The sequence below is a fragment of the Chromobacterium sp. LK1 genome (genome assembly GCF_001043555.1).
GTDB classification, from domain to species: Bacteria; Pseudomonadota; Gammaproteobacteria; order Burkholderiales; family Chromobacteriaceae; genus Chromobacterium; species Chromobacterium aquaticum.
In genome coordinates this window covers 84,725-104,687 of the sequence record NZ_LDUI01000040.1, presented here as the reverse complement: position 1 = coordinate 104,687, position 19,963 = coordinate 84,725, and the positions used below count along the sequence as shown (strand labels likewise).

22 protein-coding genes are annotated in these 19,963 nt (G+C 66.0%); 11 read left to right on the top strand and 11 right to left on the bottom strand.

Annotated elements, in window-relative coordinates:
- Positions 1-38: 38 nt before the first annotated feature.
- Positions 39-887 (bottom strand): 3-hydroxybutyryl-CoA dehydrogenase, encoded by an 849-nt coding sequence (locus VI26_RS17595; protein WP_043641775.1) that lies wholly within the window; start codon positions 885-887, stop codon positions 39-41.
- 137 nt (positions 888-1,024) lie between these two features.
- Here VI26_RS17595 and VI26_RS17590 point away from each other — a divergent pair, with 137 nt between their 5' ends.
- The gene (locus tag VI26_RS17590) at positions 1,025-1,426 is read left to right on the top strand and encodes a MerR family DNA-binding transcriptional regulator (RefSeq protein WP_081554702.1); all 402 of its coding nucleotides are present in this window, start codon (positions 1,025-1,027) and stop codon (positions 1,424-1,426) included.
- 10 nt (positions 1,427-1,436) lie between these two features.
- The gene (locus tag VI26_RS17585; protein WP_048411053.1) at positions 1,437-2,621 is read left to right on the top strand and encodes an acetyl-CoA C-acyltransferase; all 1,185 of its coding nucleotides are present in this window, start codon (positions 1,437-1,439) and stop codon (positions 2,619-2,621) included.
- 31 nt (positions 2,622-2,652) lie between these two features.
- Here the strand turns inward: VI26_RS17585 and VI26_RS17580 are convergent, their stop codons facing one another.
- On the bottom strand, positions 2,653-3,882 hold the full coding sequence (locus tag VI26_RS17580) for an amidohydrolase (protein ID WP_048411052.1): 1,230 nt from the start codon (positions 3,880-3,882) through the stop codon (positions 2,653-2,655).
- Positions 3,883-4,034: 152 nt separating this feature from the next.
- On the opposite strand from VI26_RS17580, the gene VI26_RS25265 reads away from it, so the two are divergent.
- Complete coding sequence (locus VI26_RS25265; protein WP_048411051.1) at positions 4,035-5,570, top strand: thioredoxin family protein; 1,536 nt, start codon at positions 4,035-4,037, stop codon at positions 5,568-5,570.
- 1 nt (position 5,571) lies between these two features.
- Here VI26_RS25265 and VI26_RS23340 read toward each other — a convergent pair whose 3' ends face one another.
- Complete coding sequence (locus tag VI26_RS23340) at positions 5,572-6,753, bottom strand: diguanylate cyclase (protein ID WP_053074486.1); 1,182 nt, start codon at positions 6,751-6,753, stop codon at positions 5,572-5,574.
- A 167-nt stretch (positions 6,754-6,920) separates the two neighbouring features.
- Here VI26_RS23340 and arfB point away from each other — a divergent pair, with 167 nt between their 5' ends.
- The 5 genes from arfB (at position 6,921) to VI26_RS17545 (ending at position 9,923) form a co-directional block, all read left to right on the top strand.
- Complete coding sequence (gene arfB, locus VI26_RS17565) at positions 6,921-7,328, top strand: alternative ribosome rescue aminoacyl-tRNA hydrolase ArfB (RefSeq protein ID WP_048411050.1); 408 nt, start codon at positions 6,921-6,923, stop codon at positions 7,326-7,328.
- 81 nt (positions 7,329-7,409) lie between these two features.
- Positions 7,410-8,009, top strand: a complete 600-nt coding sequence (locus VI26_RS17560; protein WP_048411049.1) for a hypothetical protein — start codon at positions 7,410-7,412, stop codon at positions 8,007-8,009.
- Entirely contained in the window at positions 7,970-9,031 is a 1,062-nt protein-coding gene (locus VI26_RS25065) for a methyl-accepting chemotaxis protein (protein WP_053074485.1), read from the top strand. The genes VI26_RS17560 and VI26_RS25065 overlap by 40 nt, the downstream gene beginning before the upstream one ends.
- Before the next feature lie 77 nt (positions 9,032-9,108).
- Entirely contained in the window at positions 9,109-9,315 is a 207-nt protein-coding gene (locus tag VI26_RS17550) for a hypothetical protein (RefSeq protein ID WP_019101381.1), read from the top strand.
- Positions 9,312-9,923 carry a PolC-type DNA polymerase III gene (locus VI26_RS17545; protein ID WP_048411048.1) on the top strand — a complete coding sequence of 204 codons (612 nt, stop codon included), beginning with the start codon at positions 9,312-9,314 and terminating at the stop codon, positions 9,921-9,923. Before VI26_RS17550 ends, VI26_RS17545 begins: the two co-directional genes overlap by 4 nt.
- A 20-nt stretch (positions 9,924-9,943) precedes the next feature.
- Here VI26_RS17545 and VI26_RS17540 read toward each other — a convergent pair whose 3' ends face one another.
- Entirely contained in the window at positions 9,944-10,876 is a 933-nt protein-coding gene (locus VI26_RS17540; RefSeq protein ID WP_048411047.1) for a LysR family transcriptional regulator, read from the bottom strand.
- Positions 10,877-10,995: 119 nt separating this feature from the next.
- Between VI26_RS17540 and VI26_RS17535 the strand changes: the two genes are divergently transcribed.
- Positions 10,996-11,805: a phytanoyl-CoA dioxygenase family protein gene (locus VI26_RS17535; protein WP_048411046.1), complete on the top strand. Its 810-nt coding sequence runs from the start codon at positions 10,996-10,998 to the stop codon at positions 11,803-11,805.
- A 5-nt stretch (positions 11,806-11,810) separates the two neighbouring features.
- Here VI26_RS17535 and VI26_RS24665 read toward each other — a convergent pair whose 3' ends face one another.
- The 5 genes from VI26_RS24665 to rpe all read right to left on the bottom strand — a co-directional run bounded on the left by VI26_RS24665 (position 11,811) and on the right by rpe (position 16,146).
- On the bottom strand, positions 11,811-12,230 hold the full coding sequence (locus VI26_RS24665) for an N-acetyltransferase (protein WP_197081520.1): 420 nt from the start codon (positions 12,228-12,230) through the stop codon (positions 11,811-11,813).
- Positions 12,231-12,331: 101 nt separating this feature from the next.
- The gene (gene trpE, locus VI26_RS17525) at positions 12,332-13,795 is read right to left on the bottom strand and encodes an anthranilate synthase component I (protein ID WP_048411045.1); all 1,464 of its coding nucleotides are present in this window, start codon (positions 13,793-13,795) and stop codon (positions 12,332-12,334) included.
- 138 nt (positions 13,796-13,933) lie between these two features.
- Positions 13,934-14,602, bottom strand: coding sequence for a phosphoglycolate phosphatase (locus VI26_RS17520; protein WP_048411044.1), 669 nt, complete (start codon positions 14,600-14,602; stop codon positions 13,934-13,936).
- A gap of 78 nt (positions 14,603-14,680) precedes the next feature.
- Positions 14,681-15,436 carry an SDR family oxidoreductase gene (locus VI26_RS17515; RefSeq protein ID WP_048411043.1) on the bottom strand — a complete coding sequence of 252 codons (756 nt, stop codon included), beginning with the start codon at positions 15,434-15,436 and terminating at the stop codon, positions 14,681-14,683.
- Between the two features lie 29 nt (positions 15,437-15,465).
- Positions 15,466-16,146 carry a ribulose-phosphate 3-epimerase gene (gene rpe, locus VI26_RS17510; protein WP_048411042.1) on the bottom strand — a complete coding sequence of 227 codons (681 nt, stop codon included), beginning with the start codon at positions 16,144-16,146 and terminating at the stop codon, positions 15,466-15,468.
- 107 nt (positions 16,147-16,253) lie between these two features.
- Between rpe and apaG the strand changes: the two genes are divergently transcribed.
- Together apaG and VI26_RS17500 are read left to right on the top strand one after the other, a co-directional pair.
- Positions 16,254-16,634, top strand: a complete 381-nt coding sequence (apaG, locus tag VI26_RS17505; RefSeq protein WP_048411041.1) for a Co2+/Mg2+ efflux protein ApaG — start codon at positions 16,254-16,256, stop codon at positions 16,632-16,634.
- Positions 16,635-16,826: 192 nt separating this feature from the next.
- Entirely contained in the window at positions 16,827-18,620 is a 1,794-nt protein-coding gene (locus VI26_RS17500) for an ABC transporter ATP-binding protein/permease (protein ID WP_048411040.1), read from the top strand.
- A 142-nt stretch (positions 18,621-18,762) separates the two neighbouring features.
- Here VI26_RS17500 and VI26_RS17495 read toward each other — a convergent pair whose 3' ends face one another.
- Positions 18,763-19,158, bottom strand: a complete 396-nt coding sequence (locus VI26_RS17495; protein ID WP_048411039.1) for a hypothetical protein — start codon at positions 19,156-19,158, stop codon at positions 18,763-18,765.
- A 71-nt stretch (positions 19,159-19,229) separates the two neighbouring features.
- Entirely contained in the window at positions 19,230-19,952 is a 723-nt protein-coding gene (locus tag VI26_RS17490) for a metallophosphoesterase (RefSeq protein ID WP_048411038.1), read from the bottom strand.
- Between the last annotated feature and the right edge of the window lie 11 nt (positions 19,953-19,963).

Genomic DNA, 19,963 nt, shown 5'->3' with positions numbered 1-19,963 from the left:
TCTGATCTTGAATAAAGCCCGTTGCCGGCGGCGCCGGCTCAGGCGTAGCTGTAAAAGCCCTTGCCGCTCTTGCGGCCCAGGTGGCCGGCCTGCACCAGCTGGGCCAGCAGCGGGCAGGCGCGGTATTTGCTGTCGCGGAATTCGGTGTAGAGGATGTCCATGATGGACAAGCAGGTATCCAGGCCGATCAGGTCCGCCAAGGCCAGCGGGCCGATGGGGTGGTTCATGCCCAGCTTCATCACGGTATCGATGTCCTCGGCGCTGGCCAGGTTTTCGTATAGCGTGAAAGCGGCCTCGTTGATCATCGGCATCAGCACCCGGTTGGAGACGAAGCCGGCGGCGTCCTTGACCGTGACCGGGGTTTTGCCCAAGGCCTGGCTCAATTCATAGACCAACCGGTAAGCGGCGTCGCCGGTTTGCAGCGCGCGGATGATCTCCACCAACTGCATCACGGGCACCGGGTTCATGAAGTGCATGCCCACCACGCGCTCCGGCTGGCTGACCCAACTGGCGATGCGGGTTAGCGAAATCGAAGAGGTGTTGGACGCCAGCACCGCGTCCGGGCGCACCACGGCGGCCAGCTCGCGGAAGATGCTTTCCTTGACGGCGGCGTTTTCGGTGGCGGCTTCCACCACCAGATCGCGGTCGGCCAGGTCGGCAAGGCGGGTCGTGGTCTGGATGCGGGCGAGAATGGCGGGGACATCGGCTTCGGCCAACTGGCCTTTCTTCACCAGCCGCGCCAGGCTGGAGGCGACGGCGGCCAGGCCCTTGTCCAGGGCGGCCTGGCTGACGTCGGCCAGGCGCACTTCGTAACCATGGGCGGCGAAGACCTGGGCGATGCCGTTGCCCATGGTGCCGGCGCCCACCACTGCGATTTTGGCTTGCATGTTGTTTCCTCGACTATTTGCTCTATGCTGTATTCAAGATAGCTTGACGTTTACGTTAACGTCAATCAACAATGACAAGCGCAACGGCGAATGTTGCGCGAATGGTCCGGCGGCGCCGGGGAGGGCGGGAGAGGGAGATGGCGGAGCAGACTTACAGCATTACCGAGTTGGCGCAGGAGTTCGACGTGACCACGCGCACCATCCGCTTTTACGAAGATCAGCAACTGCTGGAACCGCTGCGGGCGGGGCAGCGCCGCATCTACAGCCGGCGCGACCGGGTGCGGCTGATGCTGATCCTGCGCGGCAAGCGCATCGGCCTGTCCCTGCAGGAAATCCGCGAGCTGTTCGCGCTGTACGACGCGGCCAGCGACGACGCGCCTCAGCTGCACGAATTCATCCGCATCCTGCAGCGCAAGGAACAGCAGTTGCTGGAGCAGATGGAAGACATCAAGGTGGTATTGAGCGAAATTTCCCAATTACGGCATCAGTGCGAGAAAACGCTGGACAGGCGCGGCACGGATGCCCGGCAATCGACATGAGGAGTAAGCAATGCAACAGCAAGACATCGTGATCGTGGGCATGGCGCGCACCGCCATGGGCGGCTTCCAGGGCGCTTTGGCGGCCAAAACGGCGGCGGAGCTGGGCGCGGCGGCGATCCAGGCCGCGGTGGAGCGCGCCGGCGTGCCGGCGGCCGACATCGACGAAGCCATCATCGGCTGCGTGCTGCCGGCCGGCCAGGGCCAGGCGCCGGCGCGCCAGGCGGCGCTGGGCGCCGGCCTGTCGCTGGCGGTGAACTGTACCATGGTCAACAAAATGTGCGGCTCCGGCATGAAGGCGGCGATGCTGGCCCATGATCTCTTGCGCGCCGGCAGCGCGCGGGTGATGGTGGCCGGCGGCATGGAGAGCATGAGCAACGCGCCCTATCTGATGACCAAGGCGCGGGCCGGCCTGCGCCTGGGCCATGGCGAAATCAAGGACCATATGTTCCTGGACGGCCTGGAGGACGCTTACGACAAGGGCAAGCTGATGGGGGTGTTCGCCGAATGGTGCGCGGAGAAGTACGGCTTCAGCCGCGAGGCCCAGGACGCCTTCGCCATCGCCTCGCTGAACCGCGCCCAGGCAGCCATCCGCGACGGCCTGTTCCGCGACGAAATCGCGCCGGTAACGGTCAGCGGCCGCGGCGGCGAGCAGGTGGTGGACACCGACGAGCAGCCCTTGAAGGCCAATGTCGACAAGATTCCGACGCTGAAACCGGCGTTCAAGAAGGACGGCACGGTGACGCCGGCCAACGCCAGCTCCATTTCCGACGGCGCCGCCGCGCTGGTGTTGATGACGGCGGAGGAGGCGGCGCGCCGCGGCCTGCGCCCGCTGGCCCGCATCGTCGGCCACGCCACCCACGCCCAGGAGCCGGGCTGGTTCACCACCGCGCCGGTGGAGGCGATCCGCAAGCTGCTGGCCCGGGCGGGCTGGAGCGCCGGCGACGTCGATCTCTACGAGATCAACGAAGCTTTCGCCGTGGTGACCATGGCGGCGATGCAGGACTTGGGCCTGCCGCACGACAAGGTCAACGTCCACGGCGGCGCCTGCGCGCTGGGCCACCCCATCGGCGCTTCCGGCGCGCGCATCATCATCACCTTGCTGTCGGCGCTGCGTCAGCGCGGCGGCAAGCGCGGCGTGGCCAGCCTGTGCATAGGCGGCGGCGAGGCGACGGCGATGGCGCTGGAGTTGCTGTAAGAGCTTTTCAGACGGTGAAGCCTGGTCGGGCCTAGCCCTCGGCCCACCAGCCCGGCCGGCCGCCGCGCAGCACGCCGCGCACCGGCTTGCGGCGGGCGATCAGCTCGGCGGAGCAACAGGCGTCCACCAGGGTCAGATCGGCGGCGTCGCCGACTTGCGGCCACACCTGGCGGCCGGCGTCGTCCAGCGGCGTCAGGCCGCGGCTGATGTGGCGCAAGGCGCGGCTCAGCGAGTATTCATCGTTCCAGCCGTGGCGCTCGCCCAGACGGCTGGCGCGCTCGACGATGCTGCCGCTGTTGTAGGGCGTCCAGTGGTCGTTGATATTGTCGTTGCCCAGGCTCAGCGGAATGCCGTGCGCGGCCAGGACGCGCGGCGGCGGCATAGGCACGTCGATGGGCGCCGCCGATACGATGGCGATGCCGCTGGCTGCCAGCGCCGCGCACACCTGGTCCAGCCGGGCCGGTTCCAGTTCCCCCAGGCAGTAAGCGTGGCTGACGCTGACCCGGCCGGCCAGGCCGGCCGATTCGCTCAGCCGCGCCAGCCGTTCCAGCGTATGGGCGCCCAGCTCGCCGCGATCATGCAGATGCAGGTCCACCGGCGCATCGTGCTTGACCGCCAGCTCCAGCGTGGCATTGAGCGAGCGTTCGATGTCGCCGTCCACGCTGGCCGGGTCCAGCCCGCCGACCACGTCGAAACCGGAGGCCAGCGCCTGGTCCATCAGCTTGAGGGTGCCGCCGGACAGCAGGCCGTGCTGCGGGAAGGCGACCAGCTCGTAATCCAGCCAATGCTTGCGGCTGTCCAGCGCCAGACGCACTTGCTCCATGGTGGCGAGACCGGCCACCGGGTCCACATTGCAATGCACGCGGGCGAAGGCGACGCCGTCGGCGGCGATCAGGTCCAGCAGCGCTTCGGCGCGGCGCCGGGTGTCCGGCAGGAAATCCAGCAGGAAACCTTGTTCCTCGCGGATGCGTTCCGCCACGCTGACGAAGGGCGTGGCGGCGCGCCAAGGCCCGCCGTAATGGCCTTTGTCCAGGTGGATGTGCATGTCGGCGAAGGCCGGCAGCGCCAGCCAGCCGCGCGCGTCTCGGCGCGGCCGGCCATCGTCAGGGACGGCGTCGAAGCGTAGTTCGGCGATGCGGCCGTCGGCGATCAGCAAATGGGCGCGGCGGGTGGCGGTGGCGATGATCTGGCCGGCGGTGTCGCGTTCGAAGCCGTCTTCCAGCAATAGGGGGCCAAGCCAGTAGGCGGGTAGGGCGGTCATGCGAGCTGTCCTTGCGGCGGGAGTGGCGGCGTCGCGCGGCGCGCGCGCGACAATGGATTTTTTATCGCTAAGCACAGAAGGGATTGCACTTTATTACGTTCGAATAATTGCGTTAGCATGGTTCGACAAACCAACTCTAAGAGAATTCTGCGATGAAGCTTACCTTGATCTCGCTGGCTTTTGTCGCCGCCAGCCTGGCCTTGCCGGCGCAGGCGGCCTCCGCTCCGGCGGATGGACATGCGCTGCCGCCCGGCATCGCCTGGCTGCAGGGCGATGTGGCGGCGGCCTTCGCCAAGGCCAAATCGGAAAACAAGCCGCTATTCCTGTACTGGGGCGCGGTATGGTGCCCGCCGTGCAATCAGGTCAAGGCCACCATTTTCAACCGCCAGGATTTCATCGCCCGCGCCCGTCAGTTCGTGCCGGTCTACCTGGACGGCGACAGCCCGGACGCGCAAAAACTGGGCAGCGAGTTCAAGGTACGCGGCTATCCGACCATGATTCTGTTCCGGCCGGACGGCGTCGAGATCACCCGCCTGCCGGGCGAGGTGGATCCGGAGCGCTATCTGCGCACGCTGGAGCTGGGGCTGGTGGCGGCGCGGCCGGTGAAGGCGCTGCTGCGGGCGGCCTTGGACGGCGACAAGCTGGCGGACGGCGACTGGCAATTGCTGGCGGATTATTCCTGGGACACCGATCAAGCGCAGATCGTGTCGGAGAAACAGGTGGCGGCGACGCTGGCGCGCCTGGCGGACAAGGTGCCGGCGCAGCCGGCGGCCACCGCGCAGCGGCTGAAGCTGAAAGCGCTGGCCGCAGCGGCCAGCGAGGAGGCACCGGTGGCGGACCGAGGGCAGGGGCTGGCCGTCGCGCGCGCCGCCTTGGCGCAGCCACGCGCCAATGCCGACATCCTGATCAATAGCGCCGCCGACATCGTCAAGGCCTTGAGCGCGGACGGGGCGGAGCGTCAGGCGCTGGCGGCGCAATGGAACGCCGCGCTGGAAAAACTGGCCGCGGACGCCGGCTTGTCCACCGCCGATCGCCTGGGCGCCTTGTCCTCGCGGCTGACGCTGGCGCGCTTGAACCAGCCCAAGGGCGAGCTGCCGCGGTCCTTGCGCGAGGAAGTCAAACAGCGGGTGGCGGCGGCGGACAAGGCCACCGCCAATCCCTATGAGCGCCAGGCGGTGATCACCGCCGGCGCCGACCTGCTGACGCAAGCGGGCTGGCTGGATGAATCCGACGCGCTGCTGAAGGCGGAGTTGGGCCGCTCCCACGCGCCGTACTACCACATGCTGATCCTGGCCTCCAACGCCAAGCAGCGCGGCGACAAGGCGGCGGCGCTGGACTGGTATCGTCAGGCTTATGAGGCCGCCAACGGCCCGGCCACGCGGCTGCAATGGGGTGTCAGCTATCTGAGCGGGGCGATTGAGCTGGCGCCGGCGGACGAGAAGCGGATCGAGAGTACCGCCAGCGCCATTTTCAAGGAAGCGGGCGGCACGCCCAGCGCCTTCTACGAGCGCAATCGGCGCTCGCTGGAAAAAGCGGTGAACCGGCTCAAGGCCTGGGGCCGGCAGCAACAGCAGGCGGCGGCGCTGGCGCGGCTGGCCGGACAGCTGGACGAGGTGTGCGCCAAGTTGCCGGCCGGCGATCCGCAAAAGCCGGTGTGCGAGGGCTTGGCGCTGTCGGCCCGGTCTTGAGTCATACCGCGGCCGGCAGCGCCGACAGCATCACCTTGTCGCGGCCGTGATGCTTGGCCTGGTAGAGCATGGCGTCGGCCTCGCAGAACAGGCTTTCCAGCGAGGCGTGGCTGCTGTTCAGGCAGGCCACGCCCAGGCTGGCGGTGAAACGCAGCCGCGCGCCGGCGTCCGGCAGCGGCAGTTCGATGCGGGCGATGGCGGCGCGCAGCCGTTCCGCTACTTGCGCCGCCTGCTCGCGGCCGGTGTCCGGCAGCAGGATGCAAAACTCCTCGCCGCCGTGGCGGCCGATCAGATCGGTCTGCCGCGCCTGGCGGCGCAGACAGTCCGCCAGTTCGGTCAGCGCCTGGTCGCCGGTCAGGTGGCCGTGACGGTCGTTGATGCTTTTGAAATGGTCCAGGTCCAACACGATCAGTGACAGCGCGCGCCGTTCGCGCTGGGCCTTGCGGAAGGCGGCCACCGCTTCCTCGTCGAAACTGCGCCGGTTCAGCAAGCGGGTCAGGCTGTCGCTGCGCGACTGCTGCAGCAATTGGTCCATCGCCCGTTCGTACACCAGATAGAGCTGGCAAACCACCACGCCGTAACCGGTCCATTGCGTCATCAACAGCAGCAGGTTCTGCCTTTGGCCGGCTACTTCCAGTTCCGGCTCTCCCGCGGACAGCGCCAGCGCCAGCCGGGTCAACTCCAGCAGCAGGGTCAGCACCGCCAGCGCCGAGGCCAGCGATTTGCCGGCGCGCGGCTTGTCCTGCTCCGCCTGCCACAAGCGCCAGGAAATCATTCCCCACAGCAGGCAGCCGCCCAGCGAAAAGATGGCGTGGCGCGCCAGCGCCGAGTGGGCCAGGCCATCGTGGGTGAACAGCAGCAGCGGCACGAAGATCAGCGCCAGCCCCAAGGGAAGGCTGTAATGGCTGGAATGATTGTAAAAACGTTCGATGCCGATCAGCACCTGCAGGGCGGCCAGCTGGATCAGCAGCTTGGAGCTGATCGAGATCAGCGCCTGATCCAGCTCCAGCGGCGCCAGATAGAGCAGGCCGGCCGCCGCGTCCAGCAAGCCGCCTATGGCCAGCGCCAATACGGCGGGCTGGCGTTGGCTGCGGCGCCAGAACAGGAAGGTGACCAGGGAGATGACCAGGCTGTAGCCGGCGGTACAGGCCAGCGTTGTCCGTGGGTCGAGGAAAAATGACATCGTGTTCTACTAGCAAAGAGCGTCTGGCTGGGTATCGGCCAGGCAAGCGCAAGACAATAGCAGTCTATTGATATCCATACAATTTCACTCTGAAATAAAACGCCGCGCCATGCCATGGGATGCGGCGGGTGCGCTACAATTATCTCTTTTGATTGTTGGTCTGCATCATGGACAAGCCGCGGTATCCGATCAGCGAGCGCGAAGTGGAATTCAGCGCGATGCGCGCGCAAGGCGCGGGCGGGCAAAACGTCAACAAGGTATCGTCGGCGGTGCATCTGCGCTTCGACGTGCGTGCGTCCTCGCTGCCGGAATGGCTGCGCGAGCGCCTGCTCGCGCTGGCGGACCAGCGGCTGAACAAGGATGGCGTGCTGGTGATCAAGGCGCAGCAGCACCGCACCCAGGAATTGAACCGCGCCGACGCGCTGCAGCGCCTGCAAGCCTTGATCGACGCCGTCAGCCACACCCCCAAGGTGCGCCGCGCCACCAAGCCCACTTACGGCTCCAAGCAGCGCCGCCTGGCCGGCAAGACCCGGCGTGGCGAGGTCAAGTCGCTGCGCGGCAAGGTGGACTTGTAGCCGGCCCAATTGCTTCGGTGAAATCGCGGGGATGTATTAGTGTTAATGCTGAAGGCATGAATACTGAGAAGGGAGGCCGCGATGTGGAGTCTGACAATCCGGGCGCAGCTGCGGCTGTTGGCATGCGGGGCGGTGGTGTCCTGCCTGTTGATCGGCGCGGTCGGCTATCAAAGCACGGCGCAACTGGTGCGGAATATCTACGAATTGCTAGATAGCCAGGGGGCTGTGCGCCGGCAGATGGATGCCGACATGATGCATGACGCGGTGCATGCCGATGTGCTGGCGCTTTTGTTGGCGCAGAAAAACGGCGATCGTGAGGCGCTCAGCGATATCCGCAAGGATGTCGACGAGCATCGCAAGCGTTTCCTTGGCGCGATGAAGGAGAACCAGGACAAGCTCAGCGATCCAGCGGCCCGCGCCTTGCTGCAGCAGATCCTTCCCGTGGTGGAGCGCTATACCGCGACCGCGACCGCCATCATCGCCGGTGGGTTTGAGCATCCGGAGACGGCCGCCGTGAGTTTGAAGGGTTTTCAGCAGGATTTCGCGCTGCTGGAAGACAAGATGGAAAAACTGGCCGACGCCATCGACAACGGCTCGCGACGGCAGAGTGATAGCTCGGTGGCGCAGGTGGGGGGGCCGCGGTGGTCATCATCGTGGCGGCGGTGGCCGCGGCGCTGCTGATGGCCTTGTTGTGTTGGTGGGTGGCGCGCTCGATGCTGCCGCCGATCGAGCACTTCAAGGACGCGGCGCAGCGCATAGAGCGCAGCGGGGATTTGTCGATCCGGGCGCCGGTGGGCCGCAACGATGAGTTGGGCGCCGCCATCGGCGAATTCAACACCTTGATGGATACCTTGCAGGGCATTGTCGGCAAGGTGGGCCAGACCTCCGGCGCGTTGGGCGGCTCGGTAGACGAGATCGCGCAGTTGACCCTGCGGGTGGGGCAGGCTAGCCAGCAGCAGACCGATTCGGCCCAGTCCATGGCCGGCGCCATCCAGCAACTCGCCGATCATCTGGCCAGCGTGGCCGAGCACGCCGACAGCACCTTGCAGATCGCCGGCGAAGTGGGGCAATGCTCGAGCGAAGGCAGCAGGGCGGTGCAGCAGACCGTGGGCAATATCGGCAACCTGGCCCAAACTATTCATCACAGCGCCAACAGCGTGCAATTGCTGGAGGGCGATATCCGCAAGATAGGCGGCATGGTGAATTCGATCCGCGGCATCGCCGATCAAACCAATCTCCTGGCCTTGAACGCCGCGATAGAAGCCGCGCGTGCCGGTGAATCCGGCCGCGGCTTCGCCGTGGTGGCCGACGAAGTGCGCGCGCTGGCGGAGCGCACCGCGCAGGCGACGGCGGACATCGTCAACGTCATTTCCCAGCTGCAGGCCACCTCGGAGCAGGTGGTCAGCGGCATGGAAAACGGTGTTGGCCAGGTGGAGGAAGGTGTGGAACTCGTGAAACAACTGGGCGGCATGGTGGACCAGATCGGCCGTCAGGCCGGCGTGGCGGAGGAGCGCATCCGCAATATTTCCCGGCTGCTGGACAACCAGAAGGCGGCCGGAGCGCAAATCCTGGTCAACGTCGACGCGGTGACCGAGCATGCCGGCACCACCAGCCGTTCGGTGGAACAAGTACAGGACGAATTGCTGCAGCTGCGCGGCCATTTTGGCGAACTGAGCGAGTCCATCCGCCACATGCGCGTTTGATCCGGTTTGGCCGCCACGGCCGGCGCGGGTAGAATGCACGGTTTTTGACACGCCGAAGCGGCGCGGAGGATGCGGCCATGGCCAAAAAACAGAAACAGGACGAACTGGACGAGGAAACCCGCGCGCTGCTGGAATGGTGCGCCGAGGTGGAAACCCATCTGGTGGCGGCCGGCGCCACGGTGGCGGAGGCGCAGGAGCATATAGAGGAACAGGCGGAGTGGTACACCGACCAGTACTACGACGGCTTGAGTCCGGAAGAAGCGGCGCGGGCGGCGCTGAAATGAGTCGACGCATCGCCGTCATCGATTTCGAAACCAATGGCGCGTCCCCGGGACGCGATTGCCGCGCCACCGAAATCGGCGTGGCGCTGCTGGAAGATGGCCGCATCGTCGATCGCTATCAAAGCCTGATCAATGCCGGCGTGTGGATTCCGCCGATGATAGAGCGGCTGACCGGCATCAGCAACGCGATGTTGCGCGATGCCCCGCCGCCGGCGGTGGCAATGGCGGAGGCGGCGCGCTTCGTCGGCGACACGCCGCTGGCCGCGCACAACGCCAGCTTCGACCGCAAGTTCTGGGATTACGAGCTGGCCCAACTGGGTCTGGCGCGCAGCCAGGATTTCGCCTGCACCCTGCTGCTGTCGCGCCGGGTGCTGCCGCAGGCGCCGGACCACAAGCTGGGCACTTTGGCGCGCTGGCTGAGCCTGCCGGACACCGGCCGCGCCCACCGCGCGCTGGCCGACGCGGAAATGGCCGCGCATTTGCTATCGCATCTGCAGGGCGAATTGAGCAGCCGCTATGGCGCGCACCTGTGCGGCCATGGTCAGCTGTGCGGCATGCAGAAGATCAGCGCGGCCAAGATAGGGCAGTATCTGCAGGCTCAGGCCGGCTGAGACCTCGCGCGGCGCAAGGTTCATCCCGCGTTGCCGGGCGCGCCTACGCCAAACTCCGGCCTGGCGGCGAACCAGCCCTGGGCCCGTTCGCGCAAGGCGGCGATGGCCGGCGTGTCCGTGCGTTCCCGCAGGCAGGCCAGCACGATGCGTTGCGTCGGCAGCGGATCGGCGATGGGCCGCAGCGCCAGCGGACGGCCGTCATAGCTGTGGTCGCCGCTGGGCCGGGTGTAGGCGATGGCCACGCCCAGTCCGTGAGCCACCATGCCGCGTTGCAGTTCAAGACTGCGCACGGTTTCCAGCCGCGCCGGCCGCAGGCCGTGCATGCGCAGCAAGTCCAGAAAATGCGCACCGCTGTATGCCTGTTCGGTCAGCAGCAGCGGCCATTCGCATAATTCCCTCAAACTCACTTGTTCACCCCGCGCCAGCGGATGGTCGGCCGCCAGCAGCGCGTGGGGCGCCAGCGTGCGCAGTTCGGTCAGCGCCAGCGCGGGTGGCAGCGCCAGATCGTAGCTGATGGCGGCGTCCAGCCCGCCTTGCAGCAGTTGCGGGCCGATCAGGTCGAAGCCGCACTCCCGCGGCTCCACGCGCAAGGACGGGTGCCGTTCGCGCAGCGCGCTCAGCAAGGGCGGCAGGCAGTAAGGCGCCAAGTCCTCGAAGCAGCCCAAGGCCAGCTCCCCGGCCAAGGATGCCGCGCCGTCGGCCAGCCCCTCCAGCGCCATCGCGGCTTCCATGGTTCGCCGCGCCTGTGCCAGCGCCTGGCGGCCAAACGGCGTCGTCGTCATGCCGGAGCCGCGCGCGCGCACGAACAGGGCCTGGCCCAGGATCTCCTCCAGTTCGCCGATGGCGGCGGATACCGCCGGCTGGGAGACGTTCAGCCGTTCAGCCGCCGCGCTGATGCCGCCGTGACGGGCCACCGCCAGCGCGTAGCGCAATTGACGCAAGGTCAGCTTCATCGCTTTTTCCGAGGAGGATGATCAAAACATATTATTTTATTTTGGCATGGACTTGTGGCGATAGTGAGGACGGGCGCCCGCAGTGGCGGAGTGCATCGATACAAGAGGAGGAGAAGCCCATGTCAGCCTGTCCCGAAATTTCCACCGCCGACATCGCCGCTTTTCAGCGCGACGGCGCCATCTGCCTGCGTGGCTTGTTCAGAGATTGGGTGGAGGTCATCGCCGCCGGCATCGAGCGCAATCTGCAGGCGCCCGGCCCCTATGCCGGCAATGTGGTCGCCGCTGGCGAGCCGGGGTCCTTCTTCGAGGATTATTGCAACTGGCGGCGCATTCCCGAATTCGAAGCGGTGGTGACGGCGTCGCCGGTCGCGGCGGCCGCGGCCACCCTGATGTGCTCGGCCAGCGCGCAATTCTTTCACGAGCATGTGCTGGTCAAGGAGCCGGGCACCCACAAGCCCACGCCCTGGCATCAGGACATCCCGTATTACTTCGTCGATGGCGAGCAGACCGTCAGCTTCTGGATTCCGGTGGACCCGGTGCGCGAGGCCACTTTGCGGCTGATCGCCGGCTCGCATCGCTGGGAGGAGTGGGTGCGACCGGTGCGCTGGAAGGACGATTCCGGCTTCTACGAGGGCGATGCGCGCCGCTATCGCGACGCGCCGGACCCGGACCGCGAACCGGGCATGACGGTGCTGGAGTGGGCCTTGGAGCCGGGCGACGCGGTATTGTTCGATTTCCGCACCGCGCATGGCGCGCGCGGCAATCCCGGCGGCGGACGGCGGCGCGCGCTGTCCTTGCGCTGGCTGGGCGACGACGCGCGCTACGTTGAGCGGCCGGGCCGCACCTCGCCGCCGTATCCGGATCACGGCATGCGGCCGGGTCAACGCTTGCGCGAGGATTGGTTTCCGGTGTTGTGGCCGGCGGCCTAGGCCTGTCAGGCGCTCCAGCGCATCAGGAATTCGCCGTCGGCGTGCCGGATATCGACAAAGCCCAGGCGCTGGTAGAGCCGGCGCGCCGGATTGCGCTCCAGCACGCTGAGTTCCAAGGCGGCTCCGGCCTGTTCGGCCTCGCGCTGCAAGCCGCGGAGCAATTGCGCGCCCAGGCCGCGGCCTTGCCGGTCCGGCAGCAGTTGCAGCTGGATCAACTGCCAGGCGGGGAGCCGACGCGCGACTTTGAGCAGGCCGATGTCCCGCTCGCCCTCCATGATGATGGCGGCGTGTTCGAAACCATCGTGGACTCGGCTCAGGAGTGCATCTTCATCACAGGGGCGGCCCGCCGTTTGCAGATGGGGACCCATGCTGGCGCGGCGCAGCGCCAGTAGGAAGGCGAGGTCGCTGCGGACGGCCGGGCGCAAGGCGATGGGTTGGCTCAGCGTTTTTCTCCTGAAGTCGAGCTTGGAGACGCGGTGCTTTGCACCATAGAGAACGGCCCGCCTAGGCGGGCCGTTTGTTCGGATCAGGCGTCCAGTCCTTGCTGGGCCAGCGCCGCGGCGCGCAAGACCGCGCGCGCCTTGTTCTGGGTTTCCTGCCATTCCATTTCCGGCGAGGAGTCGGCGACGATGCCGGCGCCGGCCTGCACGTAGAGCATGCGGTTCTTCAACACCGCGGTGCGGATGGCGATGCACAGATCCATGTCGCCGTTAAAGCCCAGATAGCCGACCGCGCCGCCGTAGATGCCGCGCTTGCTGGGTTCGTACTGGTCGATGATTTCCATCGCCCGCACCTTGGGCGCGCCGGACAGGGTGCCGGCCGGGAAGGTGGCCTTGAGTACGTCGATGTTCGATACCTCGGGGCCAACCTTGCCTTCCACGCTGGACACGATGTGCATCACGTGGGAATAGCGCTCGATCGCCATATTGTCGGTGACGCGCACGCTGCCGGTGGTGGCGACGCGGCCCACGTCGTTGCGGCCCAGGTCCATCAGCATCACGTGTTCGGCGATTTCCTTGGGATCGGCCAGCAATTCGGCCGCCAGCGCTTCGTCCTGCTCGCGGTTCTGGCCGCGCGGGCGGGTGCCGGCGATAGGGCGCACGGTGACGGTATCGCGCTCGCGGCGCACCAGGATTTCCGGCGAGGCGCCCACCACGTGGAAGTCGTCGAAGTGGTAGAGGAACATATAGGGCGACGGGTTCAGGCTGCGCAGCGCGCGGTAGAGGCTGAGCGGGGACTCCGCGAACGGCATCTGCATGCGCTGGGACAGCACCACCTGCATGATGTCGCCGTCTTGGATGTAGCGCTTGCAGTCGGCCACCGCGTCCTTGAACGCCTGTTCGCCGTATTCCGAAGCCGCTTGCGAGGCCTGGGACGGCAAGGACAAGGGCACTTCCAGCGGCTCGCGCAGGCGCGCGCGCAGTTGCGCCAGCCGCGCCTCGGCCTTCAGCAGCGCGTTGGGCACTTCCGGATCGGCGTAGACGATGAGGAATAGCTTGCCGGACAGATTGTCCACTACCGCCAGTTCCTCGGACACCATCAACAGCATGTCCGGGGTGCCGATGGCGTCGGGCTTGGCGGTTTCGGCCAGCCGCTTTTCGATGTGGCGTATGGTGTCGTAGCCGAAGTAGCCGACCAGGCCGCCGGCGAAGCGCGGCAGGTTCGGTTGCGGCGGAGTGTGGAAGCGCTGCTGGAAGGCTTCGATGAAGGCCAGCGGGTCGCCGCTGTGGCGTTCTATCACCTTGTCGCCGTATTCCACTTGCACTTGCTGGCCATTGACCCGCAAGCGGGTATTGGACGGCAGGCCGATGAAGGAGTAGCGGCCGAAACGCTCGCCGCCGACGACGGACTCCAGCAGATAGGAATAGGGCTGGTTGGCCAGCTTCAGATAAACCGACATCGGAGTGTCGAGGTCGGCGAACAGCTCCAGGCTGACCGGGATGCGGTTGTAGCCGGCGGCGGCCAGGCGGTTGAATTCTTCATGGTTCATGGCGGGTCCTGCGCTTTTGCGGTCGTGGTGAGGTCGAATGCAGCTTGTCAAACAGGCATTGAGCGACGCCATCGGCATCCAAGCCGGTATCCTTGCATCATCATGAAGTTGTCATCCGTAAAAGAAATTATCAGCTGATCAGCTATTCTTCATCAAATCGTAAAGTTCGGCAATATTGGCCACCACCAGATCCGCGCCCAGCGCGGCGGCGTCGGCATAGCCGTAGCTGACGGCCACGGCGGCGCAGCCGGCATTGCGCGCGGCCAGCACGTCGTTGGCGGAGTCGCCCACCATCGCCATTTGCTCCGGGGCGATGCCCAAGACCTGGCAAACGTGCTGCAGGGGCAGCGCCGACGGTTTCTTTTCCGCCAGGGTGTCGCCGCCGATGATCAGGCTGAAGTGGTCGCGCAGGCCCAGTTGCTCCAGCAGCGGCAGCGCCAGCCGCTCGGATTTATTGGTGATCACCGCCAGCGGCAGCTGCAGCGCGCGCAACAGGCCCAGGCCGTCGGTCACGCCCGGATAGATGCTGGTGTTGTCGCTCAGGTGCTCGCGGTAGTACTGGATGAAGAAGACGTAGCCGCGTTCCCACAGCGCCGGATCAGCCTGGCCGTCGCGCTCATTGGTCAGCGCGCGGTGCACCAGGCTGGCGATGCCGTCGCCGACGTGCTCCTGGATGCGCAGCGCCGGCAGCGGCGGCAGGTCCAGGTGTTCGCGCATGGCGTTGGCGGCGGCGGCGAGATCGGGAATGGAGTCGACCAGGGTGCCGTCCAGATCGAAGGCGACGGCTTTGATGTGTTTCAGATTCATATGCGTTTCAGCGCGGCGGCCTTGGCCGCCGCTTGTGCTTGTCGCGCGCGTTTGCGCGCGGCGGATTGTAAACAGGCGTCAGCCCAGGTTGCGGATGTCCACCACGGCTTGCAAGCCAAAGGCCGGCGACAGCAGATGGTCGACGATGCGGCGCGCGGCGGCGGCCGGGGTGCTCAGTTCTCCGTCCGCCTTCAGCGCGTCGAAGCGGGCTTTCTGCGGAAACTGCTCGGTGTCGCTGCCGCGGATGCTGGCCTGCATCTCGGTGTCCACCACGCCGGGATAGAGCGCGACGATTTGCGCGGCGTTGGCCTGGCTGGCCTGTTCCACGGCCACGCTGCGGCTGAAGTGGTCCAGCCCGGCCTTGGTGGTGCAGTACACGCTCCAGCCCGGATAGGGCTTGGCCGCGGCGCCGGAGGATATGTTCAGGATGCGGCGGCGGGCCTTGAGGCCGGCGCTGGCGCGCAGCAGCGCGTCGGTGGCCAGCATGGGCGCGGCCAGATTGATCGCCAGCGCGCGCACCACGTCTTCGGCCGGGTAATGGCCGGCCTGGGCGATGGGCGTGACCACGCCGGCGTTGTTGATCAGATTGAGGCTGGCGCAATCGGCCGGCTTCAGTTGTTCCACCGCTGCGGCGATGGCGGGCGCCACCGCGGCGGCGTCGGCGAGGTCGACGTCGAGGGCGATCAGGCGCTCGGGGTAGCGGCGCGTCAGCGGCGCCAGCGCGTCCACGGCGCCGCGCGCCAGGCCGGCGACGCGGTAGCCGTCGGCGAGCAGGGCTTCGGTCAGCGCCAGGCCAAGGCCGCGCGAGGCGCCGGTCACGATGAAGGCATGCATAGTCTGTGCTCCTGGTTTGAGGGCCGGTTTCAGCGGAGTTGGGCCAGCTCGGCGCGCATCGCGTCGATCACGGTCTTGTAATCGGCCTGGCCGTAGATGGCGGACCCGGCGACGAAGGTGTCGGCGCCGGCCTCGGCCACCGCGCGGATATTGTCGGTCTTGATGCCACCGTCCACTTCCAGCCAGATTTCTCCGCCGTGTTTGGCGGTGTATTCATCGATGCGGCGGCGCGCCTCGCGCACCTTGTCCAGCGCGTGCGGAATGAACTTCTGGCCGCCGAAGCCCGGGTTCACCGACATGATCAGCACCATGTCTATCTTGTCCATCACATGATCCAGGTAGGACAAGGAGGTGGCCGGGTTGAACACCAGGCCGGCCTTGCAGCCGGCGTCCTTGATCAGGCCCAGCGTGCGGTCTATGTGCTCGGAGGCTTCCGGGTGGAAGGTGATGATGTCGGCGCCGGCCTTGGCGAAGGCGGCGGCCAGGCTGTCCACCGGCTTCACCATCAGGTGCACGTCGATGGGCGCGTTGCTGTGCGGACGGATGGCCTCGCACACCATAGGCCCTATGGTCAGGTTGGGCACATAGTGGTTGTCCATCACATCGAAATGGATGATGTCGGCGCCGGCGGCGATCACGTCGCGAACCTCTTGGCCAAGACAGGAAAAATCGGCGGAAAGAATGCTGGGGGCGATACGGAAAGTGCGCATAGGGCGTTGCTTTGGGCAAGGATGAACACGGGATGGCCACATTCTACCGCGCCAAATGCGGGACGTCGGGATAAAATAAAGCACAAACAACAAAAGGAGCGCAGAACATGGCGGAAAAAACCTACCGCGTCGAAGTCCAGGCCGAGCCGCATTACATCGAAGAGCAATCCAATATGGCCAACGACATCTATGTGTTCGGCTATCGCGTCCGCATCACCAATACCGGCAGCGAACCGGCGCAGCTGATCAGCCGCCACTGGATCATCGCGGACGCCAACGAGCAGGTGCAGGAAGTGCGCGGCATGGGCGTGGTGGGCGAGCAGCCGCGCATCGAGCCGGGCCAGTCCTTCGACTATTCCAGCGCCACCCACCTGAAAACCCCCTACGGTTCAATGAAGGGCAGCTACCAGTTCCTGGCCGACGACGGCAAGCGTTTCGAGGCGGAGATCCCCGAGATGAATCTGGTGGCGCCGCGCGTGCTGCACTGAAACGCTCCCGCCGGCGGTGCTATTTTTCCCTTGGCCAGGTCCACCACACGATGAAGGTGGCCAAACCGCCGGCAATCGCCGCTTCCAGCAATAATATCCACATATCCGCTCTCCCTAGCGAGCGTTGATGATGTTCGCAAGACCGCTCAACTCTCACTTTGGAACAGCTTGTCGTCACAGGCAATCCCAAATATGCGTTTTACCCATTCCGGCCCGGCCCCGGGCAACCGCAACGACGCAGCGACGCTGAAGACGCTGCTGCCTTATCTGTGGGTGTTCAAGGGCCGCGTGCTGCTGGCGCTGTCTTGCATGATTCTGGCCAAGGTGGCCGCGGTCAGCGTGCCCTTGTACCTGAAAGACATCGTCGATCAACTCTCGGTGCCGGCCACCTTGCTGGCGCTGCCGGTGCTGGCGCTGGCCGGCTATGGCTGTGCCCGCCTGCTGTCCAGCGTGCTGGGCGAACTGCGCGACGCGGTGTTCGCGCGGGTGATACAGGGCGCGGTGCGCAGCGTCGCGCGCGGCGTGTTCCAGCACCTGTTGCGGCTGTCGCTGCGCTTTCATCTGGAACGCCAGACCGGCGGCATGAGCCGCGATATCGAGCGCGGCACCAAGGGCATAGGCTTTCTGCTGAACTTCACCGTGTTCAACATCCTGCCCACGCTGCTGGAAATCGGCATGGTCACCGCCATCCTGCTGCACCGCTATGCCTGGCCGTTCGCGCTGGTGACCTTCGCCACCATCGCCGTCTACATCGCCTTCACCCTGGTGGTGACCGAGTGGCGCACCGTCTACCGCCGCAGCATGAACGATCTGGACTCCAAGGCCAACGCCAAGGCGATAGACGCGCTGCTCAATTACGAGACGGTCAAATACTTCAATAACGAAGGCTACGAGGCGGCGCGCTACGACAAGAATCTGGCGGCCTGGGAGGCGTCGGCGATCAAGAACCAGGTGTCGCTGTCCATGCTCAACGCCGGTCAGGGCCTGATCATCGCCAGCGGCGTCACCCTGATCATGGTGCTGGCGGCGCGCGAAGTGGTGGCCGCGCGGATGACGGTGGGCGATGTGGTGCTGGTGGCCACCTTCATCACCCAGCTATACGCGCCCTTGAACTTCCTCGGCTTCGTCTACCGCGAGATCAAGCATTCGCTGGCCGATATCGAGCGCATGTTCTCGTTGCTGGGAGCGAATGAAGAAGTGGCGGACGTGGAAGGGGCGGCCACGCTGGCCGCGCCGGCGGCCTCGGTACGCTTTGAACAGGTGGGCTTCGCTTACGAGAGCAAGCGCCGGATTCTGAGCGAGGTCAGCTTCGAGATTCCGGCCGGCAAGACATTGGCGGTGGTGGGCGCCAGCGGCGCCGGCAAGTCCACGCTGTCGCGGCTGCTGTTCCGCTACTACGACGTCAGCCAGGGCCGCATCCTGGTCAATGGCCGAGATATCCGCGAACTGAGCCAGGACAGCTTGCGCGCTCATATCGGCATCGTGCCGCAGGATACGGTGCTGTTCAACGACACGGTGTATTACAACATCGCCTACGGCCGGCCCGGCGCCAGCCGCGAGCAAGTGATGGAAGCGGCCAAGTCCGCGCACATCCACGATTTCGTCAGCAGTCTGCCGGACGGTTACGACACCATGGTGGGCGAGCGCGGCCTCAAGCTGTCCGGCGGGGAAAAACAGCGGGTGGCGATTGCGCGCACCATTCTGAAGAATCCGCCCATCCTGATCTTCGACGAGGCCACCAGCGCGCTGGACTCGCGCACCGAGAAGGCGATCCAGCGCGAGCTGGCGGAAATCTCCGCCAACCGCACCACGCTGATCATCGCCCATCGGTTGTCCACCATCGTTGACGCCGACCAGATCCTGGTGATGGAGGCCGGGCGCGTGCTGGAGCAGGGCAGCCACCGCGAGTTGCTGGAGCGTGGCGGCCGCTACGCCGAAATGTGGCGCTTGCAGCAGACGGAGCAGCCGGCGACCGACGATGCCTGAAAACCTATTTACGATTCGCTGCGCGTCGTGACATGTGGCACGGTGAGTACCGCTTCGAAATGCTCATGTGCCACGAGTACATTCTGCTTTCTCAGCGCTTCTCGCCTTGTCTCGCTCTTGCTCGCGAGACTCTGAACAGGCTCTAAGGCCTTGGTTTTCCAGCGGCCTTGAGTTCGCTCATCGCCGCCAGCACGCCGTCGGCCAGCGTCAGCATGCGCTGGCAGTCCGCGGCCTGGGGCAGGGAAGAGACGTCCAGCGTTGGTGACAGCGCTTGCAGCGCGCGGCGGGCGCTGGCGGCGACATCGGCGGCCAGATTGAAGTCGCCGGGCGACAGCACCCGGCCATTGCGGATTTTCTTGTAGTACACGGCCGCCATCTGCGCGTACTGCGACGCGGTCTGTTGCGCGTCCAGGCTGGGGTTCAGCGTATCCAGCAGTGCGATGATTTCGCGGCAGGCCTGTTCCGCTGAACTCCAGCGCTTGTCCTGCTGCTGGCGTTGCTGCGCCTGGGGCTTGCTCGCGGCTTTCTTGCTGGCCATCTGGGGCTCCTGGAGGAAAAGACAGAGCGCCGCATTCTAGCCATCCCGGCCACGGCGCGCCAGCGGCCCGTTCAATGCAGCTGGAACTCCATCAGCCCATGCTCTTCGCTGGGCAGCGATAATTCGACGAAATCATTCAGGCAAAACAAGGTCAGCTTGCCGCCGTAGACCGCGCCGGTATCCAGGTTCAGCACATTGTCGAAACGAGTGGCGCTGGTCTGCGGGGTATGGCCAACCAGCAGCAGCTCGACGCCGCTGACCACGCCGCCGCGGCCATTGCGCGCGCGTTCGCGCGACCACAGCGCGGTGTTGCGGCTGGCGTCCGGCAGGGTGCCGTTTTCCAGACCCGCGACCAGGGCGTCCCAGTCATTGTCCGGGCAATCGGCGTGCACCACGCCTATCCTGCCGCCAGCGCCGTCGGCGATCTCTATCGCGTAGGGCAGGCGCTGAAAGGCTGCGAGGCAGGCTAGTCGCTGCGCCGTGGGCAGGGCCAGCAGCCAGGAGCCGCCATTGTTGACGTGGCGGATCTCGGCCTGCTTGTCGCCCAGCAGCGAATCGATCGCCAATTGCTCGTGATTGCCGCGCACCGCGTGGAACCACGGTTGCGCCAGCCACTCCAGCACCGCGGCGCTGTCGGCGCCGCGGTCCACCATGTCGCCGACCGAGAACAGCCGGTCGCATGTGGGATTGAAGGCGGCCATTTTCAACAGCCGCGACAGTTGACGGAAGCAGCCGTGGATATCGCCTACCGCCCAGTCGCGGCCTTGGGTATTGCGTTGCAGCTTCAGAATCATGCTTGAACTCG

What these genes read in the sequence shown, in the direction of transcription:
- VI26_RS17595 (WP_043641775.1), bottom strand. Translation starts at nt 887, where the DNA reads ATGCAAGCCAAAATCGCAGTGGTGGGCGCCGGCACCATGGGCAACGGC.
- VI26_RS17590 (WP_081554702.1), top strand. Translation starts at nt 1,025, where the DNA reads ATGGCGGAGCAGACTTACAGCATTACCGAGTTGGCGCAGGAGTTCGAC.
- VI26_RS17585 (WP_048411053.1), top strand. Translation starts at nt 1,437, where the DNA reads ATGCAACAGCAAGACATCGTGATCGTGGGCATGGCGCGCACCGCCATG.
- VI26_RS17580 (WP_048411052.1), bottom strand. Translation starts at nt 3,882, where the DNA reads ATGACCGCCCTACCCGCCTACTGGCTTGGCCCCCTATTGCTGGAAGAC.
- VI26_RS25265 (WP_048411051.1), top strand. Translation starts at nt 4,035, where the DNA reads ATGAAGCTTACCTTGATCTCGCTGGCTTTTGTCGCCGCCAGCCTGGCC.
- VI26_RS23340 (WP_053074486.1), bottom strand. Translation starts at nt 6,753, where the DNA reads ATGTCATTTTTCCTCGACCCACGGACAACGCTGGCCTGTACCGCCGGC.
- arfB (WP_048411050.1), top strand. Translation starts at nt 6,921, where the DNA reads ATGGACAAGCCGCGGTATCCGATCAGCGAGCGCGAAGTGGAATTCAGC.
- VI26_RS17560 (WP_048411049.1), top strand. Translation starts at nt 7,410, where the DNA reads ATGTGGAGTCTGACAATCCGGGCGCAGCTGCGGCTGTTGGCATGCGGG.
- VI26_RS17550 (WP_019101381.1), top strand. Translation starts at nt 9,109, where the DNA reads ATGGCCAAAAAACAGAAACAGGACGAACTGGACGAGGAAACCCGCGCG.
- VI26_RS17545 (WP_048411048.1), top strand. Translation starts at nt 9,312, where the DNA reads ATGAGTCGACGCATCGCCGTCATCGATTTCGAAACCAATGGCGCGTCC.
- VI26_RS17540 (WP_048411047.1), bottom strand. Translation starts at nt 10,876, where the DNA reads ATGAAGCTGACCTTGCGTCAATTGCGCTACGCGCTGGCGGTGGCCCGT.
- VI26_RS17535 (WP_048411046.1), top strand. Translation starts at nt 10,996, where the DNA reads ATGTCAGCCTGTCCCGAAATTTCCACCGCCGACATCGCCGCTTTTCAG.
- trpE (WP_048411045.1), bottom strand. Translation starts at nt 13,795, where the DNA reads ATGAACCATGAAGAATTCAACCGCCTGGCCGCCGCCGGCTACAACCGC.
- VI26_RS17520 (WP_048411044.1), bottom strand. Translation starts at nt 14,602, where the DNA reads ATGAATCTGAAACACATCAAAGCCGTCGCCTTCGATCTGGACGGCACC.
- VI26_RS17515 (WP_048411043.1), bottom strand. Translation starts at nt 15,436, where the DNA reads ATGCATGCCTTCATCGTGACCGGCGCCTCGCGCGGCCTTGGCCTGGCG.
- rpe (WP_048411042.1), bottom strand. Translation starts at nt 16,146, where the DNA reads ATGCGCACTTTCCGTATCGCCCCCAGCATTCTTTCCGCCGATTTTTCC.
- apaG (WP_048411041.1), top strand. Translation starts at nt 16,254, where the DNA reads ATGGCGGAAAAAACCTACCGCGTCGAAGTCCAGGCCGAGCCGCATTAC.
- VI26_RS17500 (WP_048411040.1), top strand. Translation starts at nt 16,827, where the DNA reads ATGCGTTTTACCCATTCCGGCCCGGCCCCGGGCAACCGCAACGACGCA.
- VI26_RS17495 (WP_048411039.1), bottom strand. Translation starts at nt 19,158, where the DNA reads ATGGCCAGCAAGAAAGCCGCGAGCAAGCCCCAGGCGCAGCAACGCCAG.
- VI26_RS17490 (WP_048411038.1), bottom strand. Translation starts at nt 19,952, where the DNA reads ATGATTCTGAAGCTGCAACGCAATACCCAAGGCCGCGACTGGGCGGTA.